General features: G+C 64.6%; 3 protein-coding genes and 1 pseudogene. All 4 read left to right on the top strand.

All coding sequences use genetic code 11. The annotated features are described in order from the left end of the window. Positions 1–519 precede the first annotated feature (519 nt). Positions 520–2,586: a methyl-accepting chemotaxis protein gene (locus DYI24_RS19035; RefSeq protein WP_164573423.1), complete on the top strand. Its 2,067-nt coding sequence runs from the start codon at positions 520–522 to the stop codon at positions 2,584–2,586. Positions 2,587–2,899: 313 nt separating this feature from the next. Then, positions 2,900–3,241 carry a hypothetical protein gene (locus DYI24_RS19030; RefSeq protein WP_164573422.1) on the top strand — a complete coding sequence of 114 codons (342 nt, stop codon included), beginning with the start codon at positions 2,900–2,902 and terminating at the stop codon, positions 3,239–3,241. 151 nt (positions 3,242–3,392) lie between these two features. After that, a pseudogene (locus DYI24_RS19025) lies at positions 3,393–5,680 on the top strand (TonB-dependent receptor). A 165-nt stretch (positions 5,681–5,845) separates the two neighbouring features. Further along, a partial coding sequence (locus DYI24_RS19020; protein ID WP_164573421.1) for a four-helix bundle copper-binding protein occupies positions 5,846–6,235 on the top strand: 390 nt, incomplete at its 3' end.

Here is a 6,235-nt window from a genome sequence, read left to right as displayed (position 1 = left end):
GAGGTCCCGGTGTGGATGCACGCGCGCGAGCCGGCGCGGCTCGAGCAACGCTACTCGCTGCTTCGCAAAGCGGGCTGACGCGCACACCCGCGCTGATTCGCGCAAGCGAACGTGTTCATGTCATTCATCCACAGAACCGCTGATGCGACCTTCGTCGTATTGAGCCGTCTGTCCGATGGCGCGGCGCAATCTGCTTCAGTCCGGGCTCGGCTTACTAACATCAACTGTTAGTTCGATTTTGCGGCGCTATTTGACATTGATCAAACTTGAACACAGCTGCCGACGTGGTGATGAGCGCAAACTGGCGCCAATGCGCACCGAATTGCACCGCTGATATTTAACGGATTGGAACGAATTTCCGCGCACTTATTGCGTGCGAGCCGGTTCTGGATTCGCTCATAAGATGAAATCACAGCAGGGGGATTCGCGGCGACGTGCGCGTCCCTGACGTGCTGCGGATCTCTCTTTCATGCGCTGAGTGCAGCCACGCTTTCGCGCGGCCTCGTCGGGAAAGAGATCATGCCTAGTGCTCAATCGTCGCCTGTCCCGCACAGTTCTGCGGGCCTGTTTTCGTTCTTCACCAACCGCAAGATCGGGGTGAAAATCGCCATCGGTTTCGCCGCCGTGCAGGTGCTGATGGCCGTCCTGGCCGTCCTCAACTATTCCAGCTTCGGCAAGGTCGGTGATGCGTTCGCCAAGTTCGATCAGCGCGTCGGCGTCGTCGACGCCGTGCGTGACGTCGAACAGGACTTCAATTCGCTTCGCCGTACCGTGCGCGAATACAGCCTCACCGGCGAAGACTATCTGATCGCCGAAGCCACCAAGCGTCGCACCGAACTGCAGGATCACATTAAGCAATCGCTGCAGCAGATGGGTCTCGCGAGCCGGCGCGCCGCCATGGTCGAGCTCAGCAACAAGGTCGATTCCTACGTTGCCCAGTTCGAGGGGCTGACCAAGCTGCGCCAGGATCAGAACCGCTTGTCGCTGACCGTGCTGGGGCCGGTCGGGCAACGGATCGTCAGCAAGCTCGAGCAGCTGCAGTCCTCCACGATGAGCGGCGACGGCAACAGCGATCAGTCGCTTCTGGTCGCGCAATCGCTCAAGCAGTTCCTGCTCCTGCGGCTCGGCGCCGCGAAGGTGCTCGGAGTCCGGCTGGAGAAGTCCGCGCAGGCGGGCGCCGAAAAGGCTCTGGCGGATTTTCGCACCTCACTGTCGACCATGAAGACCGCGCTGACGGGAGACGCCGAACGCAAGCAGCTCGCTGCGATCGAAGCCGACCTCGCAATCTATGCGGACGGCTTCCAGCAGTCGGTTCGCGACGTCAACGAGATCGACGCGGCGATCGCGTCGATGACCAAAGTCGCTGAGTCGCTGGCAGGAGATGCCGCGGCGATCAAGCAGTCCGGTCTGACCGAATCCAAGCAGATCGGCCACCAGACCGAGGCGCTGATCAGCGAAACCCAAACCCAGATCCTGGTCATCACCCTCGGCGCGCTCGCGGTCGGCATTCTGCTCGCCTGGCTGATCGGCCGTGCCGTGTCGGGCCCGATCGTGGCGATGTCCGGCGTGATGAAGGAGCTTGCTGCCGGCAACACCAATGTCGAGATCGTCGGCTCCGGCCGTTTGGATGAGATCGGGCTGATGGCCTGCACGGTCGAAGTGTTCCGCAACAACTCGCGCGAATTCGACCGGTTGAAGGCCGAGCAGGAGGAAGCCGAACGCCGCGTCGCCGCCGAGCACAAGGCCGAGATGCAGCGCCTCGCCGATCATTTCGAAGGCGCGGTCGGCGAGATCATCGACACCGTGACCTCGGCTTCGACCGAACTCGAAGCTTCGGCCGGTACGCTGACCACCACCGCCGAACGTTCGCAGATGCTCGCCGGTTCGGTCGCGGCGGCTTCCGAACAGGCGTCGGCCAATGTGCAGTCGGTGGCCTCGGCCACCGAAGAGATGGCGTCCTCGATCACCGAGATCAGCCGTCAGGTGCAGGAGGCGGCGCGCATCGCCAACGAAGCCGTCGAGCAGGCGCGCAAGACCAACGATCGGATCGGTACGCTCGCCCAGGCGGCGAACCGGATCGGCGACGTGGTCGATCTGATCAACACCATCGCCGGCCAGACCAACCTGCTCGCACTCAACGCCACGATCGAAGCGGCGCGCGCGGGCGATGCCGGCCGCGGCTTCGCGGTGGTGGCGCAGGAAGTGAAGGCGCTTGCCGAGCAGACCGGCAAGGCGACCGGCGAGATCAGCTCGCAGATCAGCAGCATGCAGTCGGCGACGCAGGAGTCGGTCGGTGCGATCCGCGAGATCGGCGGCACCATCGAGCGGATGTCGGAGATCGCCTCGACCATCGCGTCTGCGGTGGAAGAGCAGGGCGCAGCGACGCAGGAGATCTCGCGCAACGTGCAGCAAGCTGCGCGCGGCACCCACGAGGTCTCGTCCAACATCTCCGACGTGCAGCGCGGCGCGACCGAAACCGGTTCGGCCTCGTCGCAAGTGCTGTCCGCCGCACAGTCGCTGTCGCGCGACAGCACGCGCCTGAAGGACGAAGTCGATCGCTTCATGGAGACGGTGCGGGCGGCGTAAGCCGTCGCTTCACGCCAACTCTTTGCAACTGATGTGTCGCGCCCGGGCTTCGTCCCGGGCGCGCGCGTTTGAACGACCTGTGGTGCAAAAGTGACATCTATTCCAAATGTCATGAAGTGCGGTATCTTATTACTTCGCCATATTGTGCACCTTCGGCGCTGTGATTACTTGCTCTCTGCACAGGCTGGGGACGAATGTGCTGAGGGCGTTGCGGAACGGAGTGAAGGCAGGAGCGTCGGCCGCGCATGCGCGCCGTCCAAGTCGATCGCCCGCGATCCGCAATGAGTCCGCTTGGGGCGGCGCCGTTCTGCGGATGTCGACCAGTTGGATCGTCACCCTTGCGCTGCTGCTGCAGATCGCGCTGTCGGCGATGCCGGTCGCCAGCGCCGCATCGCTCGATGTTCTTGCCAGCGCCGGCATCTGCCATTCGATCGACACCTCCGCGCCGGCCGAGTCGCAGGATCGGGTGGTGGTGCACTTCAAGTGCATCGCCTGCGTCCTGGTCTGCAGCCTGCCGCCGCCGTCGCTGGTCGTCACCGCGGCGCCGAGCTTGGCCTGGGCGTGGCTCGCCCAGCGCTGGCCGCTCGCCGAGGCTGCTCCGCGTAGCGCCCCGGTCTCCTCCCACTCCGCTCGCGGACCTCCGGACGTCGCGTAACCGCACCCGTCGCTGATCGCGCGTTTCTGCGCGGTGGCGATGCTTTGCTGTTTCGCTGCTGTCACCGTCGCGTCTGCTGTCGCAGCGCACGGCGCCAGATGTCCTGCGCCAGCCAGACGCTGCGCGCGTTCGATCTTCCGTGAGTTTCGTCATGTCATCCGTTCTGTCCGCCGGCTTGCGCCGGTCATTGCTGCTGTCCACCTCGCTGCTGTCGTTGCCGTGCGCGGCGATCGCGTTCTCGGCGGTCTCGCTCTCGTCGGCGCCGGCTTCGGCCCAAACTGCGAGCAATCTGTCGACCATCGTGGTCGAGCCCGCCAGGCCGCGCGCCAAACCGCGCGTGCGCGCCGCCACGCCGTCGCCGCAGCGCGGCCCGGTGATCCGCGACGCTGCGGTGCCTCCGCCGCCCGCCGCGCCATCGTCTGAGCCGGTGTCCGCCTCGGCCACGACGCTGCCGGGCTCGGCCGCGGTGACGCGCAGCCTCGGCACCAGCGACAGCGCCTCGCTGATCACCGACATTCCGGGCGGCGCAGTGTGGGGTGCCGGCGGCGTTTCCAGCCTGCCGGCGCTGAACGGCGTCGGTGCCGATCGCGTGCAGGTGGCGATCAATTCAATGCTGATCAGCCCGGCGTGCCCGAACGAGATGAATCCGCCGCTGTCCTTCGTCAATCCGCAGATGATCGCCAGCATGCGCGCCTATCTTGGCGTCGCGCCGGTCAGCGTCGGCGGCGACTACATCGGCGGCAAGATCGACGTCACCCCCGCGCCGCCGCAGTCTGCGACCGGGCCGAGCCTGCTGACCACAGCGACCGTCTCCGGCTTCTATCGCAGCAACGGCAACGCTTACGGCGTTGATGCGCGTGCGACGATCGCCAATCAGGACACCAGCGTCACCTACACCGGCGGCTGGGCCCGCTCCGGCAACTACAAGGCCGGCAACGGCATGACGGTGAAGTCGACGCTGTGGGAGGTGCAGAACCACGCCGTCAGCATCTCGCGGCAGAGCGCCGGCAATCTGTTCACGCTGCAGGTCGGCGGGCAATTCATCCCGTATCAGGGCTACGTCAACCAGTACATGGACATGGTTTCCAACCGGTCGATGTTCGTCAACGGCCGCTACGACGGCGTGTTCGACTGGGGCAAGCTGGAGACATCGGCGTTCTATCACCGCATCCGGCACACCATGGGCTTCATCGCGCCCGACAAGATCAGCAACATGCCGATGGACACCCGCGGCACCGACCTCGGCTATAACATCAAGGCGTCGGTGATCGCCTCCGACCACGATCTGATCCGCATCGGCAACGAGACCCATGCGTATCGGCTCGACGACTGGTGGGATCCGGTGCCGGGCTCGGGGATGATGATGTCGCCCAACACCTTCATCAACATCAACGACGGTCGCCGCACCCGGCTCGGCACTGGAACCGGGAATGGACCACGCTGTTCGGTCTGCGCAACGACGTGGTGTGGATGGGCACCGGCAACGTCCAGGGTTACAGCTCGATGTACGCCGCCGATGCGGCACGCTTCAACGGCCGTGACCGCGATCGCACCGACGTCAATTTCGACGGCTCGGCGCTGATCCGCTACGAGCCCAATGCGATCAGCCAGTTCGAGCTCGGCTTCGCCCGCAAGACCCGCTCGCCAAATTTGTACGAGCGCTACACCTGGTCGAACACCGCGATGGCGATGAAGATGATCGGCTGGTTCGGCGATGGCAACGGCTATGTCGGCAATGTCGACCTCAACCCGGAAAAGGCTCACACGGTGAGCTTCACCGCGGCGTGGCACGATCCGGCGCAGAAGCTTTGGGAGGTTCGAGTCACGCCGTACTACAGCTACGTGCAGGACTACATCGACGTGAACCGCTGCTTCATCGCGGGCAGCTCGACCTGCAATGCGGCGAATCTGACCAAGACCAACGCCTTCGTGTTCCTGCAGTTCGCCAACCACGACGCCGAACTCTACGGCGTCAATCTCGACGGTCGGCTGACGGCGTGGGACAATTCGGCTTACGGCCGAGGCGTGCTGCGCGGGCAGTTCGCTTATGTGCACGGCCAGCGCACCGACGGCATCAACTTGTATCACGTGATGCCGGTCAACGCGAAGCTCGGGCTCGATCACGAGCTCGGTGGCTGGGTCAACGGCATCGAGCTGCAACTGGTCGGCGCCAAGACCCAGGTCAGCGAGGTGCACAACGAGACCACGACGTCGGCCTACGCGCTGCTGAACCTCCGCACCGGTTATCGCTGGGAGAACGTGCGGCTGGATGTCGGCGTCGATAACGTTTTCGACAAGTTCTACACGCTGCCGCTCGGCGGGGCGGACCTCGTCGATTACCGCGCGGCCTCGATGATGGGCGGATCGTCGCCGATCTGGGGCTATGGCGTGCCGGGCATGGGGCGGTCGTTCAACACCCGCCTGACCGTATCGTTCTGATCGCGTGTGGGGCCGCTTTCGATTCTGGCAGCGGCCCCATTCACCGGCCTTGAAGCCGCGTAGGACTACGAAGAGAATAATCGACTACAATCGCAGGTCGGCGCGAGATTGTTTTTTCATCCGGCTCGAGTAGATAGACGTACTCCACGCAGAGGGAAGTTCATCATGCTCGACCGCCGCAATCTTCTGACCGTTCTGGGTGCCGCGATCTTTGTGGCTTCGCCCGCGCTCGCCGCCGAGGACCATAGCGCCCACATGCATGCTGCGGCCGCCGGCGCTGCGCCGGCCAATGCCAAGCTGATCGAAACCGCGTCCGATTGCGTCAAGACCGGGCAGGCCTGCATCGCGCATTGCCTGCAGTCGTTCGCGGCCGGCGACACCTCGCTCGCGGCCTGCGCCAAGTCGGTCGACCAGATGCTGTCGGTCTGCGCCACGCTCCAGAAGCTCGCATCCCTCGGCTCTCCGAACCTGCCGGCGATGGCCAAGGTGGCGCTGGCGGTGTGCGAGGATTGCGAAAAGGAGTGTCGCAAGCACGCCGATCAACACGCCACCTGC

It is taken from the genome of Rhodopseudomonas sp. BR0C11 (assembly GCF_010820945.1).
GTDB classification, from domain to species: domain Bacteria; phylum Pseudomonadota; class Alphaproteobacteria; order Rhizobiales; family Xanthobacteraceae; genus Rhodopseudomonas; species Rhodopseudomonas palustris_H.
The sequence above is the reverse complement of the archived record's forward strand: the minus strand, read 5'-3'. Positions and strand labels throughout refer to the sequence as shown.

Bases quoted from the DNA above. Each gene is read 5' to 3' on its own strand.
- DYI24_RS19035 (WP_164573423.1), top strand. From the start codon at position 520: ATGCCTAGTGCTCAATCGTCGCCTGTCCCGCACAGTTCTGCGGGCCTG.
- DYI24_RS19030 (WP_164573422.1), top strand. From the start codon at position 2,900: ATGTCGACCAGTTGGATCGTCACCCTTGCGCTGCTGCTGCAGATCGCG.